This is a genomic window from Kitasatospora humi (genome assembly GCF_020907985.1).
Taxonomy (GTDB): domain Bacteria; phylum Actinomycetota; class Actinomycetes; order Streptomycetales; family Streptomycetaceae; genus Kitasatospora; species Kitasatospora humi.
Window position 1 is genome coordinate 39036 of record NZ_JAJJPA010000010.1, and the last position, 24508, is coordinate 63543.

Sequence of the window (24508 nt, forward strand, 5' to 3'; positions counted from 1 at the left end):
CGCCGGCCGGAGGAGGAGCCCGTGCGTCCCCGCCCCCTCGCCCTCGCAGCCGCGATAGCCCTGCTGCCGCTCTCGGTCGCCTCGCTGGGCATCAGCACCGCCCAGGCCGCCACCCCCAACGCCGCGGCCCCGCGCGTGGCACTGCCGGACACCGTCACCCCGGCGGTGGCCCACTCGCAGAAGAAGGGCGACGTCCCGGCGAACCAGCAGCTCTCGGTCGCCGTCGGCCTGAAGCTGCGCAACAGCGCGGACCTGGACGCCTTCCTGGCCCAGGTCTCCGACCCCAAGTCTGCGCTGTACGGCCACTACCTGACCCCGCAGCAGTTCGCCGACCGGTACGCGCCCGCCCAGGCGGACATCGACCACGTGGTCAACTACCTGAAGTCGCACGGCCTGACCGCCACCGTCTCGGCCAACCGCCAGGTGGTCGACGTGAAGGGCACCTCCGCCCAGATCTCCGCGGCGTTCGGCACCCACGAGAGCGCCTACTTCGACAACCAGCAGAAGAAGGACTTCTTCGCCAACGACGGCGCCGCCTCGCTGCCGGCGGACATCGCCTCGCTGGTGGTCGGCATGGGCGGCCTGTCCAACCACACCGTGCGCACCCCGAGCCTGGTCAAGCCCGCCAATGCGTCCTCCAACGCGACTCCGAGCGGCTACGGCCCGAGCCAGTACGACGGCGCCTACAACCTCAACAAGGTCGGCGCCGACGGCACCGGCGTCAAGGTCGCGCTCTGGGAGTTCGACGGCTACAAGTCGTCCAACCTCACCACCTACGACAACCAGTACGGCCTGACCGGGCCGGCCGTGCAGACCGTCTCGGTGGACGGCGCCAACTACGACAGCGCCCCCGGCGACGGCCAGGGCGAGGTCGAGCTGGACTCGGAGATCGTCCGCGGTGTCGCCCCCAAGGCCACCCAGCTGATCTACGAGGCCCCCAACAGCGACCAGGGCGAGATCGACATGGCCGCCAAGATCGTGTCGGACAACCAGGCCTCGGTGATCTCGATCTCCTGGGGCTCCTGCGAGCCGGACACCACCGCCTCGTTGATGAACACGGTCGCCAACTCCTTCAAGCAGGCCGCCGCCCAGGGCCAGTCGGCCTACTCGGCCTCCGGTGACGACGGCTCGCGCGACTGCACCCGTTCGACCAGCGGTGCCAACGTCAAGGCGGTCGACTACCCGGCCTCGGACCCGAACGTGACCGGCGTCGGCGGCACCAACCTGCAGCTCTCCGGCACCGGCTTCGGCTCGGAGAGCGCCTGGAGCACCGCCGGCGGCGGCGTCTCCACCCAGTTCGCCAAGCCGTCCTGGCAGACCGGCACCGGCGTCAGCGGCACCATGCGCACCGTGCCGGACGTCTCGTCCAACGCCGACCCCAACAGCGGCTTCGCCATCTACACCCAGGGCACCTCCGCTCCGGGCTGGCAGGTCTACGGCGGCACCAGCGCCGCGGCCCCGCTCTGGTCCGGCTACACCGCGCTCTTCAACCAGAAGGCCAAGGCTGCCGGCAAGGCCAACCTCGGCCAGGCCAACCCCGCGCTCTACCAGGTCGCCAACTCCTCGGCCTACGGCACCGCCTTCCACGACGTCACCAGCGGTGCCAACCAGGACTTCTCGGCCAAGACCGGCTACGACCAGGTCACCGGCTGGGGCTCCCCGGTCGCCGACGCGCTGACCACCGCGCTGCTGGGCGGCTCGGGCTCGACCGGCGGCAACACCGTGACCGTGACCAGCCCGGGCAACCAGAACGGCACCGTCGGCACCGCCGTCTCGCTGCAGGTCAACGCCTCTGACTCGGCTTCGGGCCAGACCCTGACCTACTCGGCCACCGGCCTGCCGGCCGGCCTGTCGATCAGCTCCTCGGGCCTGATCTCCGGCACCCCGACCGCCGCGGGCAGCAGCACCGTCACGGTCACCGCGACGGACGGCACCGGCGCCACCGGCACCGCCACCTTCACCTTCACCGTGGCCACCGCCGGCAGCGGCTGCACCACCCCGGGCCAGCTGATCGGCAACGGCGGCTTCGAGAACGGCACCTCCCCGTGGACCGCCTCCCCCGGCGTCATCACCAACAGCACCGGTGAGTCCGCTCACAGCGGCAGCTACTTCGCCTGGCTGGACGGCTACGGCACCACCCACACCGACACCCTCTCGCAGAAGGTCACCATCCCGGCCAACTGCAAGGGCAGCTTCACCTTCTGGCTGCACATCGACACCGCCGAGACCGACAGCACCGCGTACGACACCCTGAAGCTGACCGCCAACGGCACCACGCTGAAGACCTGGTCGAACGCGAACGCCGCCAACGGCTACACCCAGCAGACCGTCGACCTGTCCGCCTACGCCGGCCAGACCGTCACCCTGCAGTTCACCGGCACCGAGGACTCCAGCAACCAGACCAGCTTCGTCATCGACGACGCGAACCTGAACGTGAACTGACAACAACCCGTCATCACCTGGTAGCGCGCAGGCACCGGTTCGCCGGATAATCCCAGGTAGTGAGACAACCCGCTGTTTCCCGGCATTGCCCGGAAACAGCGGGTTTGTTGCATTCTTGTTTCCAACTTTCGTAGACCGCTGTAAACGGTGTGAAATTGTTTGTCGTGACCACTGTCATAGGGGCCCGCGGATGACGTAGCCTCTGGTGCCTGCGTAAGGTTCCTGCATCTCGGTGGTGTCCCCACAACACCATCGGGCCGGTCCCGCCGCGTAATCTCCGGGCCACGGGGCGGCTGGTGGGGAAGGTTATTCGCATGGGCTCGCAATACCAGCAGAACGCCGGGCACCTCCGTCTGGTGGAGCAGCAGTCGACGGCCTCGGTGCTGCTGCGCGGCCAGTCGGCTCCGCCGGTCGGCCTGCGGCCGTTCCCCTCGGCCTGCCCGGCCACGACGGCGGCGGGCAACTTCGCCCAGACGCTGCACAACGCCATCGAGGCCAGCGGTCTGAGCCTCGACCGGATCCGCACCGAGCTGGCCCAGCAGGGCGTCAGGGTCAGTGTCACCACGCTCAGTTACTGGCGGCGCGGGCGCAGCCAGCCGGAGCGCGCCGCCTCGGTCCGTGCGGTCGGCCTGCTGGAGGAGCTGCTCGGCCTGGAGACCACCACGTTGTCCAGCCTGCTCGGCCCGCCCCGGCCGCGTGGCCGCTGGGTCGCCCAGCAGGTCCCGGACAGCCTGCCGGTCTCCGCGGTCTGGCCCGAGGAGCAGCAGGTCGCCGAGGTCTTCGAGGAGCTGGACGCCCCGCCGATCGGCGAGTTGGAGCGGCTCAGCGTGCACGACTCGTACTTCGTCAGCGCCCGGCGGCAGGGTCAACTGCTGCGCACCCGCCAGGTGGTGCGGGCCACCGTGCAGGAGGTGACCCGCTGCCTGGTGGTGCACCAGGCCGATGCCAACGCGACCGGCTGCCCGGAGATCACCTCGGTGCGGCACGCCCGGCTCGGCCGGGTGCGGCGCCGCCCGGGGATCGGGCTGCTGGTCGCCGAGCTGCTGCTGGACCGGCCGCTGGGGCTGGGCGACGCGGCGGTCTTCGAGTACGAGGTGGAGCTGCCGCCGTCCGAGCCGACCCAGCTGTACGGGCGCAGGTTCGCGGTACCGGTGCGGGAGTTCGTGCTCCAGGTGCACTTCGATCCGGCCGCGCTGCCGGCGCACTGCGAGCGCTACGAGCGGGACGGCGGCGAGGACCGGGACCGGGTGCGCGAGCGGCTCTGGATCGGCGCCTCGGCCAGCGTGCACGCCCTGGTCACCGACCAGCAGCCCGGCCAGACCGGAATCCGCTGGGAATGGGACTGATCCGGCCCGCGATGCGGCATGATCACTCCCAACGACGAGCTGTTGGGGGAACGATGAGCCAGGACGCACCCGTCGAGCTGCACCCGATCGGAACGGTGGTCGGCGGCCGCACCGAGGTGGCGGACGACGACTGGGGCCGGGAGACCGCCGTGATCGAGCTGGACGGCGACCGGTACACCGAGGAGGCGCTGCGCGGGCTGGACGCCTTCTCGCACCTGGAGGTGGTGTTCCACTTCCACAAGGTGGCGCCGGAGAAGATCGAGACCACCGCCCGCCGGCCGCGCGGCAACCCGGACTGGCCCGAGGTGGGGATCTTCGCCCAGCGCGGCAAGAACCGGCCCAACCGGCTCGGCGTCTCCCGCTGCCGCCTGCTGAAGGTGGACGGCCTGCGGGTGCACGTCCAGGGTCTCGACGCGGTGGCCGGCACCCCGGTGCTGGACCTCAAGCCGTGGATGGCCGAGTTCGGTCCGCTGGGCGCCACCGCGCAACCCGAATGGGCGACCGAGTTGATGCGCCGGTACTACTGAGGCCCCGCCACCGGTACGGCCCCGCGCCGGCGTCGTGCGAGAGTTCTCGCCATGACCATGGATGCGGGCACGACCGGACCTCAGGACCCCGACCTCGCCGTGCGCCGCTGGCGGTCGGCGGCGGAGCGGCCGGAGAGCCTGCTGATCGACGGCTTCCACGCGCTCAAGCACGCCCTGCGGTTCGGCGGTGAGGTCCACCAGGTGCTCACCGCCGACGCCGCCGGGCTGGCCGTGCTCGCGGAGAAGCTGGCGCCGGACGTGGCCGAGCGGATCCTGGCGGCCGCCACCCCGGTGCCGCCCGCCGTGCTGCGCGAGCTGGTGCCCCGGCCGCACCCCACCGGGGTGGCCGCGCTCGCCGTGCGCCCCGACCAGGGCGCCGTGCTCGACCGGCTGGCCGCGCTGCCGCGCCGGGCCCCGGTGGTGGTGCTGGACAACCCGCGCAACCTGGGCAACATCGGCGCCGTGGTCCGGCTGGCGGCCGGCTTCGGCGCCACCGGGGTGGTGACCACCGGCGACGTCGACCCCTGGCACCCGGGCGTGGTCCGGGCCGGTGCCGGGTTGCACTTCGCCACCAACGTGGCCCGGCTGCCCGCCGACCGGCTGCCGGCCGGCCCGCGGTTCGTGCTCGACCCCGAGGGCAGCGACATCCGCTCGGTGGTGCTGCCCGACGACGCGCTGCTGGTGTTCGGTTCGGAGCGGCACGGCGTCTCCCAGGAGCTGCGGGCCGGGGCGGACGGCCTGCTGGCGATCCCGATGCGCCCCCGGGTCTCCAGCTTCAACCTGGCCACCTCGGTCGGCATGGGACTGTTCCACTGGATGTCCCACACCGAGACGTCCTGACCGCCCGTCGGGTTCAGGGACGGGGCTGCAGCGCCCGTTCCAGCTCGCCGAAGGCGGCCAGCAGCAGCCGGCAGCCCGACCGGACCACGTCCTGCTGCTCGCTGGTGCCACGGTGGCTGTACTCCAACTCCAGGTCGGTGGCCGGCATGTCGGCGTCCTCCCAGGCCTGGTAGGCGGCCCGCAGCGAGGTGAAGTCGACCGGGTCACCGGTCAGCACCGCGGCACCGGCGGCCGCCGTGGACTCGGTCAGCAGCGCGCCGAACTCGCTCGCCCCCGGCACCGGTTCGGCCGTCGGTCCCGGCAGGTGCGCCTCCATCAGCAGCGCCACCCGGGCGAGGTAGCCGAGTGCCTCGCGGGCCCGGCCCAACTGCTTGCGGCCCAGCCGGGGGTGCCGGTCGGCCAGCGCCACCGGCTCGGCGGCGGCCCGCTCCCGGGCCTGCAGGAAGTCCGCCCGGGCCTCCCGTTGGGCCAGCAGGGCGGACCGCACGGTGCGCGGGTCCCGGCCCGCCGGATCGCCGTAGCCGGCCAGCACGGCCCCCGCGTAGCGGCCCGCCGCCGCGATCCACTCGGCGGTGCGCTCCGGCAGCCGCACCGTCTCCCAGGTCGGGAAGAGCGCGTAGGCGACCAGCGCCACCGCACCGCCGAGCAGCGTCATCACCACCCGCTCCCAGGCGTCGGCCAGCGCGCTGCCCGACACCAGGCTGAGCAGGAAGACCGCGTAGCCGGAGATGCAGGTGGTGATCACCGCGTAGCCGGTGGGCAGCAGGAGGTAGGCGAAGCTCATGAAGAGCACCGCCAGGGCGCAGGTGACCCACTGGTCGGGGTGGGCCAGCTCCACCACCGCGGTGGCCACCACCACGCCGGTGAGGGTGCCCAGCACCCGGGCCACGCCGCGGCTGTAGGTCTGGCGGAAGTCCGGACGGATCACCATGGCGGCGGTCATCGCCGCCCAGTAGCTGTGGTGCAGCCCGGTCAGCTTGGCCAGCAGGTAGGCCGCGGTGACCACGCCGGACAGCCGCATCGCGTGGTGCAGCACCGGGGTGCCGAGCTGGATCTGCCGCCAGGCGGTGCGGGCCGCCACCGGCACCATCCGGGCCAGCCCCGGCCGGCGCAGCACGCCATCGTGGCCGGCCACCGGTCCGGTCAGCGGGGTCTCCCGGCTGCGCTCCAGCTCCTCGGCGGCCCGGCCGAGCAGCGTGGTCAGCAGTCGGGCGGCGCGCAGTGCGGGGCCGCGCAGCGCCTGCCGACCGGACGGGGCCAGCGTCGCGGGGGCCGATCGGGGATAGGCGACCAGGTCGCCGGTGCGGATCGCCCGGGCCAGCGCGTCCAGCATCTGCGCGGCGCCGGCCAGCACCTCGCGGGAGCGGTCGTACTCGGCCTCGTTCTCCGCCTCGGCCGCGGCCGACAGCCGGGCCTCCACCTCGGCCAGCTCCGGATCCTCCGGCACGTCCGCCGGCTCCGGGGGCTCCTCCCCGCCGAGGGCCGACCAGGGCTCCAGCGGCTCGATGACCCGGCCGAACTCCACCGCGGCGATCCCCGCCAGGGCCGGCCGGATCCGCTCCGCGATGGCGCGCAGCCCGGGCAGCTCCGGTGGCCGGCGGCGCTCCTGCCAGGGCGTCAGGGCTTCGGCGTGCCGGGCCTCCATCAGCGGCTCGGGGTCCAGGACGGCCCGCGGGTCGTGCCGCAGCCGACGGGCGAAGTGGGCCAGCTCGGCGTAGGCGTCGGCCAGCGCGTCCCGGTGGGCGCCCCAGCTGCGCAGCGGCAGCACGATGATCACCAGGGCCTGCACCGCGCCGCCGAGCGAGCAGAGCAGCGCGTGGCCGAGCGCGGTCGACACGCTGACCGGCAGCTGCACCACCACCAGCATCACCGTGACGGTGTTGGCGGCCAGCACCCCGGCGGTCGGGCCCATCGACCAGGCCAGCCCGGCGGCGAACGACCAGACGGCCAGCAGCAGCAGGAACAGCCCGGTCACCCCGACCGCCAGATAGCCCACGAAGGTGCTGACGCCCAGTCCGATCCCGGCGGCCAGGGCCAGCGAGGGCCGCGGCCGGAAGCTGCGCTGGAAGGTGGCGATCCCGGCGATGAAGGCGCCCGTCGCGGCCGAGGTGGCCGGCCGCGGCCCGCCGATCGCCAGCACCGGGAAGACCACCAGTGCCACCGCGAACGCCCCGCGAGCCGCCCGCTTGGGCTCGTTGAACTGCCGCTCGACCGCCAAAGCGGCCCGGCTCGTGTGACGAAGCGCATCGAGCCAGGGCATAACGGACAGTCTAGGCGGGGCGCGGCCGCCTGCCCGGCCGCCACTCACCCGCCCTTCGGTCCAACCAGAGCAGCAGTCCGGTGGGCAGGAAGACCGCGTCCGCCGCGATCATCGCCAGCGAGAAGACCGGCAGGCCGAGCAGCACCGCGATCCCCAGGTGCTCCAGCACCATCACCGCCAGCAGCACGTTCTTCAGCCTGCGGTTCACCAGCGTGAACGGGAACGCCACCTGCAGCAGCACCGTGCCGTAGGAGAACGCGAAGACCAGCAGCGCGCTGGAGCCGAGCAGCGCCGACAGCCCCGGCCAGGGCGTGAAGTAGTCCAGATGCAGCGGGTAGTAGAGCGCGGTGCCGTCCTGCCAGCGGGGGCCCTGCACCTTGTAGAGGCCGGCCGTCGCATAGACCAGCACCACCTGCGCACCGACCATGAACAGCGCGCAGTGGTGCACCATGCTGCCGAGCGCGTCCAGCACCGCCCGGCCCTCACCGGCCGGCCACCGGCGGTTGACGACCCACCAGAGGCCGGCCACCGCCCAGAGCGTCCAGAACAGCGCGGCCCACCCGGGGCCGGACCAGCCGCCCGCCGACGCCCAGGAGATCCGGCCGGTCAACTGCGCCCAGCCCAGCAGACCCGCCGCCACGCCCCAGAGCAGCACCCCGCCCACCCCGGGAGCCGCGCCCCGGTCCCGGCGGCGGGCGTCCAGCGACCAGACCTCGGCGCACCGGGTGAAGGCCAGGTAGATCGCCATCAGATGGACCAGGTTGTCGCCGCCGTCGCCGACCAGCACGCCGCGGTTCTGCACCGACAGCACCCCCACCAGGAAGGCGACCGAGCTGAACCTGGTGCGCCAGCCGAGCAGCATCAGCACCGCGGCCAGCACGGTCAGCGCGTAACAGGCCTCGAACCACCAGCACCCGTCCTGCCACTCCAGCACCGAGAAGGCATGGGTCTGCTGCGCCAGCCGGCGGGCCATGTCGAGGCTCCAGGGCGACCGGTCGCCGTACAGCTCGCGGCTCCCGGGCCACTCGCGCAGCAGTTGGACCAGGACCACCAGGGCGAAGCCGATCCGCACCACGGCGGCCTGGTAGCGGGCCATCGGGCGGCCGGTGAAGGCGGCGAAGGCGGCCGCCGCGGCCTGGCCGGCCTGCGCGGCCACCCCGGGCCGGGCTGCCGCGGACAACGGCGGCGGTCCGGCGGCGGGGGCGGGCCGGGCAGCGGTGGCGGGCCCGGCGGCGGCGGGGAGCAGGGCTGTGGCGGGGGGCCCGGCCTGGGCGGGGGGCACGGCAGCAGTGGCGGGCACGGCGGCGGGGGGCTCGATGGCGAGTGCGGGCACGGCGGGTGGCCCGGCCTGGGCGGGCCGGCGCGGGGTGCCGGACAGCGGCTCCTGGCGCTCGTCCGTGTCCTGGCGGCTGACTTCCTGACTGCTCATCACAACCCCGCGTAATCCTGGTCGGACACCGACCACCAGGGCAGCTCGCGCGACTGCGGCCCGGCGGCGGCCGGCCGGGGCGCCGCGGTCCACGGCGGCGGGGCCACCGGCACGGTGTCGGCCCGCAGCTCGACACCGGTGATCGGCGCCCCGCCCGAGGTCCGGCCGAGCCGCTGCAGCGCGATCCGCTTGAGGTACTCGTCGGCCAGCGAGCTGCGCACCCCGGCGGTCGGCATCTCCCGGTCGTCGTGGGTGGTGTCGTAGAAGTCCCAGGCCCGGCGCAGCTCGTTCTGCTCGGCGTGGCTGGGGAACGGATTGCCGCGGATCGCGGCGATGTCCTGCGCCGTCAGGTCGACCCAGCCGCCGTCGCCGGCCGCGCTACGCGCCCTGACCCGCACGTTGATGTTGTCCTGCAGCGGATCCGGCGCGAACAGCCGCCAATTCTGCTCGAACTCCGGATAGACCAGCCCGTTCAGCTGGCTCTGGTAGCGCTGCGAGAGCGAGTTCGGCGGCGCGTTGGTCAGCAGCAGCGCGCCCAGCAGCACCGCGGTGGCCGACAGCAGCGCCATCGCGGCGGCGGACAGCACCACCAGCGCGGGCAGCGACCAGACCCGCGGCCCAGCCCCGGGCCCCGACTCGCCCCCGGCCCCGCGCCCGGGCCCCGGCTCGGGCTCCGGCTCGGGCTCCGATTCCGGTTCCGGCACCTCGCCCCGCTCCGCCATCGACTCCCCCTCCGGTCTGGTCGGCTGCGGCCCCGCGCGGGCCGGTCAGAGCACGTACGCCTGGTCGCCCGAGCCGGACACCAGCGGGCGGCCGGCCTGCTCCCAGGCGAACATCCCGCCGTCGACGTTGAACGCCTCCCGGCCCTGCGCCACCAGGTACTGCACCACCTGGGCAGAGCGGCCGCCGACCCGGCACACCACGTACAGCGGACCGTCCGGCAGCTCGTCGAGCCGGGCGGTGAACTGGCTCATCGGCAGGTGCAGCGCGCCCTCGGCGTGCCCGGCGTCCCACTCGTCCTGCTCGCGCACGTCGATCAGCGCCGCCCCGGCGGGAACGGTCTCGACCACGACGGTGGGGATCTGCTGGAACATGCTCGGAGTCTCCTGTGGTGACGGTGGCCGGTGAGCCGATGTGGGACCACCCGGACGGAAGTCGGGGAAGGGCCCATTGTGCCTGGCGTGACCGCCGGCCGGGGCGGCTTCGCCGAGCAGCCGCTCCAGCTCGCGCTGCCGTTCCGCGGCGGTGGCCAGCAGCTGGTCGGCCAGCTCGGTGAGCAGCCGCTCCGGCTCGCCCGGGGCCAGCGCCAGCAGGGCGCCCATCGGGCTGGACTCCAGCCGCACCCGCTCGGCGGCCAGTTCGCCGATCCGGGCGCCCAGCCACTCCAGGCGCTGGCGCAGCCACTGGCCGCGCTCCGGCGCCTGCGGGTGCGGGGCGGCCTCGGGTGCCGTCGACCACTCCTCGGCGAGCACCCGCAGCGCCTCGGTGTCGCCGCGGCCGTAGGCCTCGTTGGCCCGCGCGATGAACTCCGAGCGGCGCCGCTGCTCGGCCGGGTCGGTGCTCAGGTCGGGGTGGGCGGCGCGGGCCAGCTCCCGGTAGAGCCGCTGCGCCTCCTTGCCGGGGCGGACCCTTCCCCAGCCGGCGGCCCCGGGGACCTCCCTGGGCGGCTCGCCGGCCCGGGGGTCCTCCCTGGGCGGCTCGCCGGACTGCGGCCCGCCCGGCGGGCGCTGCTCGGAGCGGGCCGCCTCGGCCTCCCGGATGTCGGCGAACAGCGCGTCCAGATCGGGCAGCTCGTCCACCACCTGGCGGGCCTCGGCCGCCCGGCGGAGGTCCTCCGGATCGCCGGTGCGGGCCGCCCGGGCCTCCGCGACCAGGGCCTCCAGCTCGTCCAGCCGGGCGTAGAGGGGGCCGAGCCGCTCGTGGTGGATCAACGCGAAGTTGTCGATCTCCACCCGCAGCGTGGCCACGTCCACGTCCAGGGTCAGCCAGGCCAGTTCGGTGGCCGCGACGCGCTCCTCCAGGAGCGCCAGCTCGGGGTCGAACCACTGCGCCGGAGTACTCATGCGCCCACCCCGGCGGCGACCACGCTTCGCCGGCCCGGCTCGGCGGGGGCATCCGCCCACGCGCACCCCTCGGGGGCGGCCCCTCCCCCGGCCTCCGGCCGGGGGGACCCCCACCGCTCGCTCACGGCGCCTCGCTCATCCACCCGGCCGAGCCTACCCGGGGGCGCGCGGGACGCCGAGTACAGCGATTTCAGGTCATGAACCGATGGACAGACCGTGCGAGACGGCGCACGCTGGGTGACACGCAACTGATACTGAGCAATCTGGCGGTTTCGGTACCGGTCTCCGGTCCGTCCGTGCTTCGCTGGGAGCGGCAACAGCGACGCGGAGACCTGACAGCCGCACAGGTGGCGGCCCCAGCGCGGTCGGACAGGCGGGAGCGATAGCAGTCCCATGGCGGATGACCCGAACTCCACAGTGGACACACCCAGCGAACTCCCCGGTGCCGTGGGCGCGTTGGCGCCAGCCACCGCGGAGTCGAGCGCGGCCGGGCAGCAGCCGGCCGGCGTGGTGGCCATGGTGCGGCTGGCAGCCGTGCTCATCGATCCGGACGGCCGGATCGCGCTCTGGACCCGGGCGGCCGAGGAGCTCTTCGGCCATCGCACCGGGGCGGTGCAGGGCCTTCCCGCCCGCGGCCTGCTGCCGGCCGTCGAACCGCGGATCGCGAGCGAGCCGCCGCTGCCGGCCGCCCGCCGCTGCGACGCCTTCGACACCCTGGACGACCTGACCGGAACGGGTGCCTGGGCCGGCCTGATGCCGGTGACCGACCGGGAGGACCGGGCCCGCTCGGTGCTCTGGTGGGCCTATCCACTGGTCGAGCCGGACGGCCGCAGCCTGCTGGTGCTCGCCGCCGACGCCCGGCCGCTGCGGGCCCGCGGGCCGCGGATCGCGATCGGCCGGAAGCTGATGCCCTACGCCGCCGCCGAGGGCGGCCAGTGGGGTGCCACCCGGTCGGAGGCCGGCGGAGCCTTCCACTGGATCTCGGCCACCCTGGGCCCGGCCACCCCGGGCGGTGCCGGGCCGCTCGCCCCGCTGCTGCCGCGGATCAGCCCCGCCCGGCAGCAGCTGCTGCTGCGCCAGGTGGCCGCCGCCGGGGTGCCCGCGCTCTGGGTGGACGCCGGCACCCGGCTGCCGGTGGTCCCCTACGAGCCGCAGACCGCCGGGGTGGCCGCGCTGGCCGCCGGGCTGGGCCGGCGCTACCCGACCCCGCAGCAGCGGGTCAGCGCGGCGGGCGGCCCGCCCGCCCTGCGGGTGGTACCGGAACCGGGCGGCGAGCCCCGGCCCGACCCGGCCTCGCCGGTGCCGGCCCCGCGCGGCGCTGCGGCACCGGCCGACGCCAACGGCCACCCGCGGGCCGGCGCCGAGCAGCTCTCCCAGCTGCTGACGAACGGTCAGGCGGGAGATCAGCTGACCCTGCTGAACGAGGTCGGCTCCAAGGTCGGCACCACCCTGGACCTGGACACCACCGCCCGCGAGCTCTGCCAGGTGCTGGTGCCCCGGGTCGCCGACTTCGCCTGCGTGGACCTGCTGGACCGGTTGATCTCGGACGCCGAACTGCCCGAGGAGCAGCCGGACGACGACACCATGCTGCGCCGGGTGGCCCGCAGCTTCCACCGGGCCGGCGACCAGTGGGGGCACGTGCTGGACGAGGGCGCGCTGCTGGCGATGCCGCGCTCCACCCCGCCCGGGATGGCCCTGCAGAAGAACCAGGCGGTGCTGGTGCCGGTGGTCGGCGCGGACATCGCGGTGGACTACGCGGCGGCACTGGGCGGCGGGCCGGGCCTGGTACCGGTGGTCTCCGGCCGCTCGATGCTGGTGCTGCCGCTGTCCGCGCGCGGCACCGTGCTGGGCATCCTCAAACTGCTGCGGCTGCCGGACCGCACGCCCTTCGACGAGTCGGACGCCGCCACCCTGCTGGAGCTGGCCGCCCGGGCCGCGCTGTCGCTGGACAACGCCCGACTGCACCGGGCCGAGTCGAAGGTGGCCACCACCCTGCAGCGCTCGATGATCCCGAGCCGGCCGCCGCAGATCCCCGGGGTGCAGATCGCCCACCGCTACATGCCGGGCGACCGCCGGGCCGAGGTGGGCGGCGACTGGTTCGACGCGATCCAGCTGCCCGGCAGCCGGGTGGCGCTGGTCGTCGGCGACGTGATGGGGCACGGGCTGCACTCGGCCGCCGCGATGGGCCGGTTCCGCACCGCGATGCAGACCCTGGCCGCGCTCGACCTGCCGCCCGGGCAGTTGCTGCGCCACCTGGACAACCTGGCCCACAAGCTGGGCGACGACCACCTGGCGACCTGCCTCTACGCGGTCTACGACCCGATCAACCGCACCTGCGAGCTGGCCAGCGCCGGGCACGTGCCGCCGGTGCTGGTGCACCCGGACGGCACCGGTGAGCTGCTGGAGATCCCGGCCGGTGCGCCGATCGGCGTCGGCGGGGTGCCGTTCGTGGCCAAGAAGATCGACGTCAGCGACGGTTCGATGCTGGTGATGTGCACCGACGGGCTGGTCGAGGTGCGCGGTGGCGACATAGGAGCCGGGCTGGCCGCGCTCTGCGGCAACCTGATCGATCCCCGGCGCAGCCCGGAGGAGGCCTGCGACACGGTGCTGGACCGGCTGCACAGCGACGACCGCAAGGACGACGTGGCGCTGCTGGTGGCCCGGTTCGACGGGGTGGCGGAGACCGAGGTGGCGACCTGGACACTGGCCGTGGACACCGCCGAGGTGGGCCGGGCCCGGCTGCTGGTCCGCGAGCGGCTGGCCGCCTGGGGGCTGGGCGCGCTCGGGGACACCACCGAGCTGCTGGTCAGCGAGCTGGTGACGAACGCCGTCCGGGTGGCCAGGGACTACGTGCAGCTGCAGCTCATCCGGGTGGACAAGCTGCTGGTGGAGGTCAGCGACGACAACTACAACCTGCCCTCGCTGGTGCCGGCCGAGTCGATGGACGAGAACGGCCGGGGCCTCAACCTGGTGAGCCAGCTGGCCGAGCGCTGGGGCACGGCCCGAAAGGCGGTGGGCAAGGTGGTCTGGTTCGAGCAGTCGCTGCCGCGCGGCTACCAGGCGCTGCCGCGCGACTGACCGGCCGGCAGCCGGTCCGGTCGGTGCCGCCGGCGGTCGGCCGGCCCGGTCGGTGCAGCCGGCGGTCGGCCGGTCGGCGGCACCGGGCTCAGGCCGGCGGCGCCGGGCTCAGGCAGCCCGCTGCTCGGCGAACAGGTTGGCCGCGCCCACGCCGTTCCACACCCGGGACCAGTAGTTGCCGGTCAGCTCGCCCGCGACGGCCAGCAGCAGCGCGGTGCAGAGCGCCACGATGTGCTCCATGCCCGCCAGGTTGGGTATCGCGATCACCTCGACGGCCATCACCGCGAACACTCCGACCGCGGTGGCCCGGGCCCGGGTCCGCCAGGCCGCGCAGAGGATGAGCGCCACCACGGCGGCCGACGGGCCGGTGTCCCGCACGTGCGCGATCGCCGGCGACAGGCCCGGCAGGTGGTCGCGGCCGAGCGCGACCCCGATCCGGGCGAAGAGGGTGCCGGCCAGGGTGCAGGCGTAGGCGATCACCAGGGTGGCCCGGCGGCCCAGCACGATTTCGGCGATCCCGAACACCACCAGCACCTGGACCAGCGCGCCCCACACCGGCAGGTCGAGCGCCGGCACGAAGAGCGACAGCGGGGTGCGCAGCAGCGACAGGTCCAGCGGCTGCCCGGCCTTGACCCCGCCGAGCTGGTTCACCACGTGCTGACCGTGCGGCAGGTGCTGGGCGACGTCGAAGAGCAGGATGAGCAGCGTCGCACCGATCGCCAGCGGAACGGCGGCGAGCCGCTTGGTGCGCAGCGACTCCCGGACGGTGCCGAAGAGGGTTCCCCACTCGGCGACAACGGCGCGTCGGACCAACCCCGACCGCCCCTGCCGCACGTCCCCCGCGTGGGCCTTCTGATTCACGACGACCTCTCTGTTCTGTTCACGAATCGTGGTCGGATCGAGCCCGGTCCCGATCCTGTGCCGCTCAGTTGGAGCCGTTTTCAAGCCTAGGCAGTTCCAACAACGAGCGAATCGCTCTCCATACCGAGTCGGGCGTCATCCTCAGGTGGGATGGCGCACATTCAAAGGTCGGGGCATTGCCCTGCTCCGGGACGGGGCAAACCCGGGTTCCCCCCTAGGGACCGGCTGTCGCGGTCCCCCTCCGCCCCCCGGCGGAGGGCTACCCCTTCCCGTCGCCTTCCGCCGCGGGCGCCGACGGCGGCGCCTGGACGGCGGGCCGCCGATGCCGGCGACGGAAGAGCGCTGGGAGGCTGGGTGCGGTGATGAAGCCCTCCGCACGGGCGTTGGCGATGCCGATCCGGGGCAGCTCGCTGCTCTTCTCGAAGAGCAGGTAGCGCGGCTCCCAGATCGGCCGGTACTTGGCGTTCGCCCGGTAGAGCGACTCGATCTGCCACCACCGGGAGAAGAATCCGAGAATCGAGCGCCACAACCGCAGCACCGGGCCGGCGCCGAGTCGGGAACCGCGCTCGAAAACCGAGCGGAACATCGCGAAGTTCAGCGAAACCCGCTCCAACTGGAGTTCCTTGCGGCCCTTCTCCAGTAGTTCGATCACCATGAACTCGACCAGGCCGTTCTCGGAGTCCCGGTCGCGGCGCATCAGGTCGAGCGAAAGGCCCTTCTCGCCCCACGGCACGAAGCTCAGCAGGGCCCGCAGCTCACCGTCCCCGTCATGGCACTCCAGCATCACGCAGCGCCCGTCGGCCGGATCGCCGAGCCGGCCCAGGGCCATCGAGAAGCCGCGCTCGGTCTGGCCGTCCCGCCAGTGGTCGGCCCGGTCCAGCAGCGCGGCCATCTCCTGCTCGGGGATGTCCTCGTGCCGCCGGATCCGCACCATGTAGCCGGCCCGCTTGACCCGGTTGTAGGCCTGGCGGACCACCCGCATCGCGCGGCCCTCCATGGAGAAGTCGTCGAGCTCGACGATCGCCTCGTCGCCCAGCTCCAGGGCGTCCAGGCCGTGCCGGGCGTAGATCACCCCGGCCTCCTCGGAGGCCCCGGTGACGGCCGGCGCCCAGGCGTGCTCCCGGGCCTCGGCCAGCCAGAGCTCGATCGCGCTCGGCCAGGCCTCCGGGTCGCCGATCGGGTCGCCGGAGGCCAGCGACACCCCGCCGACCACCCGGTAGGTGACCGCGGCCTTGCCGGACGGCGAGAAGATCACCGCCTTGTCGCGCCGGGTGGCGAAGTACCCCAGCGAGTCCCGCTCACCCTGCTTGGCCAGCAGCTCGCGCAGCCGGACCTCGTCCTCCGCGGTGAGCAGTTCCTTGCCGCGCGGGCTGCGGAAGGCCACGTAGAGCACCAGCAGGAAGAGCACCGCGCCCATCGCGTTGATGAAGGTGTTGACCCAGTTCGGGACGTCGATCACGTCCATCACCCGGTCGGACGGGGTCACCGTGACCATCCGGGCGATCGCGTAGCCGAACCGGTCGCCGAAGTCGGCGCCCGGCAGCGAGTTGTTGGCGTCCACCAGCAGCGAGCCGATCAGCCCGCCGAGCAGCAGGCCGGCGACGAAGGTGATTGCCGCCGTCCACGGGTTGGAGCGGTCGCCCTTGGAGGTGAACTCCTTGCGCCCGACCAGCAGGCAGAGCATGAACAGGCCGGTCAGCACGGCGGAGAAGTAGTTGAACGGGTGCCGGTTGAAGTGGTCCGTGCCGGGCAAGCTCAGCGCCAGCACGTAGGTCAGGAAGGTCAGCCCGCCCAGACCGGCGTTGAAGATCCAGGCGGCCCGCTTGCGCCGCCGCATCGCCACCGCGAGGAACAGCGACAGCACCGCGGCGGCCAGGCCGGCGGTCATCAGGTACGGAGTGAAGAACTGCCCCTCGGAGTGGTGGCGAACCGTCTGCCGGAACGGCACGGCGACCACCGCCACCAGGTTGAGCAGCGCGATCAGCCGCAGGTACCAGACGGTGCCGGTGGCGGCGAGCGGACGCAGCCGGGCCGGCAGGCCCGGTCGGGGCGCGGCCGAGGCAGCCGGCGCCGGCTGCTTGGTGGGGGAGGACACGGGATCAATTCCAAACGATCAGTTCCAGGGGCGCATCCGCACCTGGTGGCACGTCATCCATCGTGGCTCAACCGCCTACCCGAACGCGTGATGCGGCCAGTGGATTCGGCCCCCGCCGATCGGCGGGGGTGGCAACCGCGATTGGCCCTACGCTCGTCCCCTGGGAAGGACAGAGGAGGAGCAGTGGAACCGATCCGCGTGCTGATCGTCGACGACGAGCTGCTGGTCCGCTCGGGCCTGGGCATGATCGTCGGCTCGGCGCCCGGCCTGGAACTGGTGGGCACCTGCTCCGGCGGCGAGGCCGAGGAGCACGCGCGCCGGCTGAAGCCGCACGTGGTGCTGCTGGACGTCCGGATGCCCGATCTGGACGGCCTCGCGGTGCTGCGGCTGCTGCGCGCCCTGCCCGACCCGCCGGCCGTCTCGATGCTCACCACCTTCGACACCGACGAGTACATCGGCACCGCGCTGCGCGGCGGTGCGGCCGGCTTCCTGCTCAAGGACACCGCGCCCGACCAGTTGGTGCACGCGGTGCGGGTGCTGGCGGCCGGCGGCTCGATGCTGTCGCCCGCGGTGACCCGCACGGTGATCGGCGGCTACGTGGAGGGCGGCGGCCCGGACGCCGACGCACTCGCCCTGGTCCGCACCCTGACCGGGCGTGAGCTGGAGGTGCTGGCGCTGCTCGGCGAGGGACTGGCCAACGCCGAGATCGCCGACCGACTGCTGCTGGGCACCGGCACCGTCAAGGACCACATCAGCGCCATCCTCGGCAAGCTCAGGGCCGCGAACCGGGTGCAGGCCGCGGTGATCGCCCACCGGGCCGGCCTGGTCCGCCCGCCCCGCCACTGACCTGCCACGGGCCCCGACCCGCCGCACCTCGCCCGACCGGTGGCGCGGGCTGCGCCGTGCGGGTGACTTGAGCGCCCCTACTGGGCGGCGTAGCGCGCCAAACAGGACTCCAAGACGAAGAGTGACCAGGGGAACACATTCGGTCAACTCCGGCCGAATGTGCTCGCTCTTTGACTCGTTCGCTCCGCAAGGAATTGGAGAACACACATGAAGGACTTCCGCAGGGCTCTGGTGCTGACCTGCGCTGCCGGCGCTCTCGTGCTGGGTGGGGCCGGCGTCGCGTCGGCCGACGCCACCGCGGAGGGCGCCGCGATCGGCTCGCCCGGCATCCTGTCCGGCAACGTCGTGCAGATCCCGGTCCACATCCCGGTCAACGTCTGCGGCAACTCGATCAGCCTGATCGGTCTGCTCAACCCGGCGGCCGGGAACACCTGCATCAACGCGGACGTGAACGACCGCGGCCGTGACAACGACCGTGACCGTGACCGCGACCGCGACCACGGGCGTGACCACGACCACGGGCGTGACCACGACCACGGGTGCGACCGCGGGTGCGACCACGACCACGATCACGACCACGACCACGACCACGACCACGACGGCGACGACGACTGATCGAGCCCGCGCGCAAGCACCGGCCGGTCCCGCCACTCAGGCGGGGCCGGCCGTTCGCCGTCCGCGCCTCTGCCCGGTGCCCGCCGGCCCGGGCGCGCCGCCCCGCCGCAGCCGGCACAGCGTCCACCCCCGGCCCGCCGGATCCAGCTCGCGGGTGGCCGCCGTGAACAGCTCGGCGGCCCGGCGGTAGGAGAGTCGCCCGCGCCCGGTCAGCGGGCAGCGGTCGGCCGCCGGCACCCCGGCCGGGGCCCGCCGGTCCGTCAGCAGCAGCGGTCCGCCGGCCCGGCTGACCAGCAGTAGCGGCAGCAGCCGGGCAGTGCCGGCACCCCAGCTCAGATCGGCCGCCCGACCGCGGCCGCGCCGCCCGGACCGGTCGATGTCGTCCACGTCCAGCGCCAGGATCCGCCTGATCGGCGCCCCCGACTCATGGATCAGGTGCCAGCAGACCTGGTCCCGCAGCGGCGCCGGCAGCGCCAGCACCGCCCGCACCTGCGCCTCGGTGAGCGGAGCCCTCCCCCCGCCTCCGGGGACCCCCACCGCCGCCACCGGCTCGACGGCCGCCTGACCGCCCAGTGGGTCGGTGACCAGCCAGCCCTGGGCCCGCCACCAACCGATCGCACCGCGCAGCGCCGACAGCTCCCGGTTCACGGTGCGCGGCTCGGCCGCACGCGCCGCCACCGCCGACCGCAGCCGCTGCGCCGCCCGGGGGTCGTCGAGCAGGGCCAGCGGCAGCACCGGCGGGGCCGCCCGGCGCCGCTGTGCGCCGACCGGCGGCGGGCGGTCGGCCAGCGCCCAGGCCCAGGTCGCCAGCGCGATCCGGTACACCCGACGGGAGCCCTCGGAAAGCCGGGCGGCCGTCAGATAACGCTCCACCGCCACCGAGTACTCCACCGGTTCCCGCAGTAAATCACTCACAAGGAAATCCCCTCTCTGCCCAGCTCAGCGCCGATTTACTGCGCCATTTGAAGCATAGTCAGGAATTGATGCCGAATAACTCAATTTCTGGCCGCGGAACCCTTGTGCGCCGGCATTCGCGCGCGGCACGCTGCTGCCCATGACCACCGCGCTGCAGGAGCGCCGCGGGCCCGGCCGGGCCCGCGGGGTGCGCTCCGCCATGTCCTTGTTACGGCGGGAGGAGAACTTCCGCTGGTTCCTCCCCGGCCACGCCACCTCGCTGTTCGGCTCCGCGATGGCCCCCGTCGCGCTCGCCTTCGCGCTGCTGCCGGGCTCCGGCGGGGCCGACACCCTGGGCTGGGTGCTGACCGCCAGGATCGTGCCGGTGGTGCTGATGCTGCTGGTCGGTGGCGCGGCGGCGGACCGGCTGGGCAGCCGCCGGGTGATGCTGACCGCCGACGCGGTGCGGGTCGTCTCGCAGAGCGGCTTCGCCCTCGCGCTGCTGACGGGGTACCGGCCGCTCGGCCTGCTGCTGGCGCTGGCCGCGGTGGGCGGCGTCGGCGAGGCGGTCTTCACCCCGGCGCTGAACGCCCTGATCCCTCGGCTCGCGCCCGCCGAGCAGCTCGCCCAGGCCAATGCGACGATCACCCTGGTCCGGTCCACCGCCAACGTGGCCGGGCCGGCGCTGGCCGGCCTGCTCACCGCCTGGGCCGGCCCCGGCGTGGTGCTGGCGGCGGACGCGGGCAGCTTCGCGGTCAGCCTGCTGGCGCTCAGCCGGGTGGTCGTCGCCCTGCCGCCGCCCGCCGGGCACCGACCCGGCCTGCTCGCCGAACTGCGCGACGGCTGGGGCGAGTTCCGCTCCCACAACTGGCTGTGGACCACCTGTCTGCAGGCCTGCTTCTTCAATCTGCTGCTCTGGGCGCCGTTCCTGGTGCTCGGCCCGGCCGACACCGAGCAGCACCTGGGCGGAGCCCGGGCCTGGGGCGTGGTGCTGGCCTGCTTCGGCGGCGGCTCGGTGCTGGGCTCGCTGCTGCTGCTCGGTCGCGACCCGCGCCGGCCGGTGCTGGTCTCCACGATCACTGGGCTCGGCTATGTGCTGCCCTCGGCCGCACTGGCGTGCCGTGCCGCACTGACCTGGGTCTGCGCGGCCGCGCTGCTGGCCGGCATCGCCTCGGCGGTCGGCGGGAGCCTGAGCACGCTGGCCTGGCAGCGGCTGATTCCGCGGGAGCTGCAGGCCCGGGTGAGTGCCTACGGCTACCTCGGCGCCTTCGCCCTCGGCCCGGTGGGGCTGGCGCTGGCCGGACCGGCCGCGGCGCTGCTGGGCACCGGGACGGTGCTGGCGGCGGGCGCGGTCTTCCAGCTGGTGTCCACCGCGGCGGCGCTGGGCGTGCGCGCCGTCCGGGAGAACTAGCGGCGCCGCGCCGGCCGCACCGGTCTCCCCGGCAGCGGCCGACCGGGCCCGGCCCACCGATCAGCGGCCGACCGGGCCGGCCCGATCAGCGGCTCACCGGCAGCGGACGACTCCTCGGCAGCGGAATGTGCAGCCCCGCCCGGTCCGCCCCGCGCGCCGTCAGCGCCTCGGCCACCGGCCCGGGCACCGGCCGCAGCCCGAGCAGCGCGGCCACCAGGTCGGCCGCGCCGCGGTGCCAGTCCCGGTGCCGCCGCAGCATCGCGTGGTCACCACCGGCCACCTCGATCCCGGCCACCGCCGCCCCGGCCGCCCGGGCCCGCGCGGCGAAGGCCAGGGTGGCGGCCGGATCGGTGATCCGGTCCCGGTCGCCGTGCAGGGTGACCAAGGTGCGGCCGGCCAACTGCTCGCAGGGTTCCCCGGCCGGGCACCAGGGGGCCAGCGCGACCACACCGGTGACCGCCCGGTGCCCGGCAGCCCGCAGCGCGGCCCGACCGCCCATCGAGTGCCCGAGCAGCACCACCGGCACCGGCCCGCACTCGGCGGCCACCGCGTCCAGCGCGGCCAGCACGTCCTGGGCGGCGTCGGCCCGCTGCCCGTTCCAGCCCCGGTGCCGGTACCGCACCAGGCCCACCGCCACCTCACCGCCCGCGGTGGCCCGGCGCAGCGGGCGCAGGAAGGGCGCCATCCGCACCGCCGCCGGCTGCCAGGGCCGGGCCGGCGCCAGATCGGCCTCCCGCCCGCCGTGCAGCACCAGCACCACCGCGCGGGCCCCGGCCGATCGGACCTTCCACCGCAGCCTCGTCATCCGGCTCCTCCTGCCATCAGTCGGTCCTGCACAGACGATCTCCGGCAGGCCCGGACAACTATCGACCAATACCGGTCAGCCGCCCGGCATGGACCCGCCGTCTCCCTACCCTCGTGACCAGCACCACGATCGCCTTCCCGCACCTGGAGGTACCCGATGGCCGGAGTCGAGACAGCGCTCAAGGAGGCGCTGACCATCGACGGCGCCCTGGGCGCGGCCCTGGTCGACATGAGCAGCGGCATGGCCCTGGGCACCCTGGGACACTCCGCCGACCTGGACCTCACGCTGGCCGCGGCCGGCAGCACCGACCTGGTCCGGGCCACCCTGCGGGCCAACGAGCTGCAGGGCCGCACCGGCGAGGCGATGGAGGACATCCTCACCACGCTGACCCACCAGTACCACCTGATCCGGCCGCTGACCGGCCCGGGCGGCGAGGGCCTCTTCCTCTACCTGGTGCTGGACCGGTCCCGCGCCAACCTGGCGATGGCACGCCATCACATCCGGCGGGTGGAGAGCGGACTGACGGTCTGACCGGGCCGCCCGGAGCGGCCGGGCGGGCCGTCAGGACAGCAGCCCGGCCAGCCCGGCGCCCGCGTACACCGCCGCCATCCCCACCAGCAGCGACACCGCGACATTGGCCGCCGCCCAGCGCCGAGCACCGGTCTCCAGCAGCCGCAAGGTCTCGTAACCGAACGTCGAGTAGGTGGTCAGCGCCCCGCAGAACCCGGTGCCGACCAGCAGTTGCAGCTGCCCGGACGCCGCCCCGGACGCCACCGCCCCGGCCACCAGCCCCAGCACCAGCGAACCGAGCGCGTTCACCACCAGGGTGCCCCAGGGGAACTCCGAGCCGTACCGCGCCTGCACCGCGCGGTCCGTCAGGAACCGCAGTGGCGCGCCCACCACGGCACCCACCGCCACCAGTACCGCCCCGTTCATCCTCCGGCCTCCGGCCCGCCCCGCCTCATCGCGCGGCCCCGCGCCGGACCAGCCACCAGCGGGTGCCGGCCGCGCCCGCCGCCACCGCCGCCAGCGCGGCCAGCAGGGTGCCCGTCAGGTAGCCGACGGCGAGCGCCGGGTGATGGCCGACCAGCAGCCGGCGCACGTCCAGGCAGTAGGTGGAGAAGGTGGTGAACCCGCCCAGCACCCCGGTGCCGAAGAACGGCCGGACCAGCCGGTGGGCCGGCCGCCCTTCGGTGACCGCCACCAGGAAGACCCCGATCACCAGGCAGCCCGCCGCGTTGATCAGCAGGGTGGTCCACGGGAAGGTCCCGCCGGGCGTCGGCCACAGCAGCCCGAGCCCGTACCGCACCTCCGCGCCGAGCACACCCCCGACCCCCACCACGGCCACCGCCTGGTACTGCGCCGCCGTCGCGGTCCGCTGCGCCACGACTAGCCCGCCTTCTCCTCGACCCGCCGCCGGGCCCGGTCCCGCAGCTTCTCCGGCAGCTCGGCCACCGGCAGCAGCCTGGGCAGCAGCGCCGGCTCCAGGGTCACCGCCCGGAAGACGGTGGCCACGTCCAGCCCGTGCCCGGGCCGGTGCACCACCCGCACCCGGTCCCCGGCGGCCACCGGCCCCGCCTCGACCACCCGCAGATAGGCACCCGGTCGGGCCCGCTCGGAGAACCGCCGCACCCAGCCCTGCACGCCCAGCCAACCCTGGAAGGTGCGGCACGGGATCCGCGGTGCGCAGACCTCCAGCAGCGGTCCGTCCCCGATCTGCCAGCGCTCGCCGATCAGCGCGCCGTTGACGTCCAGGCCCTCGGTGGTCAGGTTCTCGCCGAACACCCCGGGCGGCAGCTCCCGGTCCAGTTCCAGCGCCCAGTCGGCCAGGTCCTCGGCCGCATAGGCGTACACCGCCTGGTCGGGGCCGCCGTGGTGACGCAGGTCGCAGACGGTGTCACCGGCCACCCCGCTGCCGTCCGCCGCAGGCGCGACCACCACCGGGCCGGTCACCGGCCGCTTGTCGATCCCGGTCCTGCCGGGCGCGGCGAAGTCGGTCGGCCGTGCCGTCCCGATGTTGACGGAGCGAATGAAGGGCTGGGGTTGCATGCCCCTCACGCTACCGGCCCGGCCCGACCCGACCCAGGCCCGGACGGCGCAGCTGATCGGGCCGCCAGCCCCGCCCCGGATCAAGGTGGAGCCCATGGACCGCCCGCGCCGCCCCTCACCGCTGCCGGATCGGCGGCGGCCGGATCGGCGGGGACCGGTCCGGCGGCCAGGGTTGAGGAATCCGCACCTCGGGCACATGCTGGTCAGATGACCGGGATGTTCGAAGAGGAGCTCCGCGCGCAGCTGGCGGCGGCCCGCGAGGACCTGGCCAGAGCCACCGCCGAGGGCGACCTCGACGGCGTGCAGGCCTGCGAGGGCCGGATCGCCGGGCTGCTCAGGCTGGCCGCCAGCCACGGGATCAACCTGCCGCACACCCCGTCCGAGGAACGCGGCAACACTTGAGCCTTTCCGCACCGCCCCCGTACATGCCGAAGGCCCGGTTCGGATTTCTCCGAACCGGGCCTTCCGGTTGTGCGCGAGGGGGGAGTTGAACCCCCACGCCCTTTCGGGCACTGGAACCTGAATCCAGCGCGTCTGCCTATTCCGCCACCCGCGCATCTGGGTGCTGTTGAAGATGCTAGCCGATCGTCCGGGTGAGGTCGAAGCCGACCGTCCCGCCGGGCCGGACCGCGCGCTCCGGCCCCGGTCGCGAGCCCCGGAGCGCCATGCCGCACCGCCTCCGTACATGCCGAAGGCCCGGTTCGGATTTCTCCGAACCGGGCCTTCCGGTTGTGCGCGAGGGGGGAGTTGAACCCCCACGCCCTTTCGGGCACTGGAACCTGAATCCAGCGCGTCTGCCTATTCCGCCACCCGCGCATCTGGGTGTTGTCGAAGATGCTAGCCGATCGTCCGGGTGAGGTCGAACCGGTTCGATCCGGCTTCTTTCCCACTCGGCCGGTTTCGGCTCCCTCTCGGGCGCCCCTTCCGACGTGGAAAACATTAGCACG

Annotated in this window: 21 protein-coding genes and 2 tRNA genes; 10 read left to right on the forward strand and 13 right to left on the reverse strand. The window is 74.0% G+C overall.

Translation table 11 applies throughout. From position 1 onward, the window contains the following. Positions 1-21 precede the first annotated feature (21 nt). The 4 genes from LN042_RS12950 (at position 22) to LN042_RS12965 (ending at position 5155) form a co-directional block, all read left to right on the forward strand. Entirely contained in the window at positions 22-2442 is a 2421-nt protein-coding gene (locus LN042_RS12950; protein WP_230051315.1) for a protease pro-enzyme activation domain-containing protein, read from the forward strand. Between the two features lie 314 nt (positions 2443-2756). Next, positions 2757-3788, forward strand: coding sequence for a hypothetical protein (locus LN042_RS12955; protein ID WP_230051316.1), 1032 nt, complete (start codon positions 2757-2759; stop codon positions 3786-3788). A gap of 53 nt (positions 3789-3841) precedes the next feature. Then, positions 3842-4315 (forward strand): SAM-dependent methyltransferase, encoded by a 474-nt coding sequence (locus tag LN042_RS12960; protein WP_230051317.1) that lies wholly within the window; start codon positions 3842-3844, stop codon positions 4313-4315. Positions 4316-4366: 51 nt separating this feature from the next. Further along, the gene (locus LN042_RS12965; RefSeq protein ID WP_230051318.1) at positions 4367-5155 is read left to right on the forward strand and encodes a TrmH family RNA methyltransferase; all 789 of its coding nucleotides are present in this window, start codon (positions 4367-4369) and stop codon (positions 5153-5155) included. A 13-nt stretch (positions 5156-5168) separates the two neighbouring features. On the opposite strand, the gene LN042_RS12970 is transcribed toward LN042_RS12965, so the two are convergent. Genes LN042_RS12970 through LN042_RS37250 form a run of 4 tightly spaced genes read right to left on the reverse strand, consistent with a single transcriptional unit; the run spans position 5169 to position 10907 of the window. After that, entirely contained in the window at positions 5169-7415 is a 2247-nt protein-coding gene (locus LN042_RS12970) for an FUSC family protein (RefSeq protein WP_230051319.1), read from the reverse strand. A 10-nt stretch (positions 7416-7425) separates the two neighbouring features. Further along, complete coding sequence (locus tag LN042_RS12975; RefSeq protein ID WP_230051320.1) at positions 7426-8844, reverse strand: HTTM domain-containing protein; 1419 nt, start codon at positions 8842-8844, stop codon at positions 7426-7428. Beyond that, on the reverse strand, positions 8844-9566 hold the full coding sequence (locus LN042_RS12980; RefSeq protein WP_230051321.1) for a DUF5819 family protein: 723 nt from the start codon (positions 9564-9566) through the stop codon (positions 8844-8846). The genes LN042_RS12975 and LN042_RS12980 overlap by 1 nt, the downstream gene beginning before the upstream one ends. 45 nt (positions 9567-9611) lie before the next feature. Beyond that, on the reverse strand, positions 9612-10907 hold the full coding sequence (locus tag LN042_RS37250; protein WP_283843704.1) for a rhodanese-like domain-containing protein: 1296 nt from the start codon (positions 10905-10907) through the stop codon (positions 9612-9614). Positions 10908-11300: 393 nt separating this feature from the next. Between LN042_RS37250 and LN042_RS12990 the strand changes: the two genes are divergently transcribed. After that, the gene (locus LN042_RS12990) at positions 11301-13985 is read left to right on the forward strand and encodes an ATP-binding SpoIIE family protein phosphatase (RefSeq protein ID WP_230051322.1); all 2685 of its coding nucleotides are present in this window, start codon (positions 11301-11303) and stop codon (positions 13983-13985) included. A gap of 108 nt (positions 13986-14093) precedes the next feature. Here the strand turns inward: LN042_RS12990 and LN042_RS12995 are convergent, their stop codons facing one another. After that, the gene (locus tag LN042_RS12995) at positions 14094-14846 is read right to left on the reverse strand and encodes a hypothetical protein (protein ID WP_230051323.1); all 753 of its coding nucleotides are present in this window, start codon (positions 14844-14846) and stop codon (positions 14094-14096) included. 259 nt (positions 14847-15105) lie between these two features. After that, positions 15106-16941, reverse strand: coding sequence for a phosphatidylglycerol lysyltransferase domain-containing protein (locus LN042_RS13000; protein ID WP_372495724.1), 1836 nt, complete (start codon positions 16939-16941; stop codon positions 15106-15108). Between the two features lie 183 nt (positions 16942-17124). On the opposite strand from LN042_RS13000, the gene LN042_RS13005 reads away from it, so the two are divergent. Then, positions 17125-17787 carry a response regulator gene (locus tag LN042_RS13005; protein ID WP_230051324.1) on the forward strand — a complete coding sequence of 221 codons (663 nt, stop codon included), beginning with the start codon at positions 17125-17127 and terminating at the stop codon, positions 17785-17787. Between the two features lie 207 nt (positions 17788-17994). Further along, complete coding sequence (locus LN042_RS38000; protein WP_372495725.1) at positions 17995-18402, forward strand: chaplin; 408 nt, start codon at positions 17995-17997, stop codon at positions 18400-18402. A 36-nt stretch (positions 18403-18438) separates the two neighbouring features. On the opposite strand, the gene LN042_RS13015 is transcribed toward LN042_RS38000, so the two are convergent. Then, positions 18439-19317, reverse strand: coding sequence for a site-specific integrase (locus LN042_RS13015; protein WP_230051325.1), 879 nt, complete (start codon positions 19315-19317; stop codon positions 18439-18441). 139 nt (positions 19318-19456) lie between these two features. Here LN042_RS13015 and LN042_RS13020 point away from each other — a divergent pair, with 139 nt between their 5' ends. Further along, a complete protein-coding gene (locus tag LN042_RS13020; protein ID WP_230051326.1) occupies positions 19457-20707 on the forward strand; it encodes an MFS transporter in 1251 nt (416 codons plus the stop codon). Between the two features lie 85 nt (positions 20708-20792). Here the strand turns inward: LN042_RS13020 and LN042_RS13025 are convergent, their stop codons facing one another. Continuing rightward, a complete protein-coding gene (locus LN042_RS13025) occupies positions 20793-21512 on the reverse strand; it encodes an alpha/beta fold hydrolase (RefSeq protein WP_230051327.1) in 720 nt (239 codons plus the stop codon). Positions 21513-21668: 156 nt separating this feature from the next. Between LN042_RS13025 and LN042_RS13030 the strand changes: the two genes are divergently transcribed. After that, positions 21669-22043 carry a hypothetical protein gene (locus LN042_RS13030; protein WP_230051328.1) on the forward strand — a complete coding sequence of 125 codons (375 nt, stop codon included), beginning with the start codon at positions 21669-21671 and terminating at the stop codon, positions 22041-22043. Between the two features lie 30 nt (positions 22044-22073). On the opposite strand, the gene crcB is transcribed toward LN042_RS13030, so the two are convergent. From crcB to LN042_RS13045, 3 genes are read right to left on the reverse strand one after another with little or no spacing between them, the layout of a single operon-like run. After that, the gene (crcB, locus tag LN042_RS13035; protein WP_230051329.1) at positions 22074-22448 is read right to left on the reverse strand and encodes a fluoride efflux transporter CrcB; all 375 of its coding nucleotides are present in this window, start codon (positions 22446-22448) and stop codon (positions 22074-22076) included. Positions 22449-22473: 25 nt separating this feature from the next. Next, complete coding sequence (locus LN042_RS13040) at positions 22474-22899, reverse strand: fluoride efflux transporter FluC (protein ID WP_230051330.1); 426 nt, start codon at positions 22897-22899, stop codon at positions 22474-22476. A gap of 2 nt (positions 22900-22901) precedes the next feature. After that, the gene (locus tag LN042_RS13045; RefSeq protein WP_230051331.1) at positions 22902-23561 is read right to left on the reverse strand and encodes an MOSC domain-containing protein; all 660 of its coding nucleotides are present in this window, start codon (positions 23559-23561) and stop codon (positions 22902-22904) included. Positions 23562-23768: 207 nt separating this feature from the next. Here LN042_RS13045 and LN042_RS13050 point away from each other — a divergent pair, with 207 nt between their 5' ends. Beyond that, a complete protein-coding gene (locus LN042_RS13050) occupies positions 23769-23963 on the forward strand; it encodes a hypothetical protein (RefSeq protein WP_230051332.1) in 195 nt (64 codons plus the stop codon). A gap of 70 nt (positions 23964-24033) precedes the next feature. Here the strand turns inward: LN042_RS13050 and LN042_RS13055 are convergent. Beyond that, a tRNA-Leu gene (locus LN042_RS13055) sits at positions 24034-24117 on the reverse strand. A 176-nt stretch (positions 24118-24293) separates the two neighbouring features. Continuing rightward, positions 24294-24377 (reverse strand) — tRNA-Leu (locus tag LN042_RS13060). Positions 24378-24508 lie beyond the last annotated feature (131 nt).